The organism is Lutibacter sp. B1, assembly GCF_012524075.1.
Taxonomy (GTDB): domain Bacteria; phylum Bacteroidota; class Bacteroidia; order Flavobacteriales; family Flavobacteriaceae; genus Lutibacter.
Map to the genome: position 1 here is coordinate 1 of NZ_JAAZUI010000129.1, position 813 is coordinate 813.

1 protein-coding gene is annotated in these 813 nt (G+C 28.4%); it reads right to left on the reverse strand.

What is annotated here, in order from left to right; genetic code table 11:
* Window positions 1-60: 60 nt before the first annotated feature.
* A partial coding sequence (locus HGB55_RS15240; protein ID WP_211047419.1) for a hypothetical protein occupies window positions 61-813 on the reverse strand: 753 nt, incomplete at its 5' end.

Sequence of the window (813 nt, forward strand, 5' to 3'; positions counted from 1 at the left end):
GAAGCAATTTTGACAATAAATATAAGAAATTTTTCGATTAAAAAATTTCGCCACAATGAGCTATATACAGTGTTGTACGCTGGCATAATTCATTCTTTTCATTATCTTTTTATTTCTTTTGTCTATTAGTTCAATTGTTTTATTCATATAACTCTCGTATTCTTCTTTATTTTCAGGTAACGCAGAACGATTAAAATTATCAAAAGGCAAAGAGAATTTTATTTTTTCATTGGTATCTATAAAATCTTGAAGCATAAAAAAGTCTATATAACCTTTAAAATCTCTGAATATTTCAAAAAAGTTAGAATATCTATCTAATACACTTGATAAAGGACTCTTTTCATTTTTATAAAACCTTCTAACGCATTCTAAAGTTAAGTCAAATCTGTCGCTTATTTTTCGATTTACTCCTCTTGCTTGATTAATCGTAAATCCATTTTTTCTATGTGCAGGAAAAACAATATGTCCTCCAATCGTTCTGACTTTATGTTGGAATCTTTCTTTATCAGAATCACTTAACCAACCATCTAATTTCCCATTATATTTTCCAACAAAATGAGGACACATTCTATCGCTAGATAAGTTGTCTGTCAAGTTCGTTTTTAAAATTAGTCTTCCGTAACTTTTGTTTAAAATGCTGAGATTTAATATTTCGCTGTTTGAAAGTTTTTGATTCCACAATACACTATGAAACTCATATAATTTTAGACTGTCAGTATCAGGGTCTCCACACATACTGTCTAATCTAAAATCATATTCTATTTCTATATTTTTCATTGATTGTTTGTATTCTTCTTTGCTTGCGTACAACGG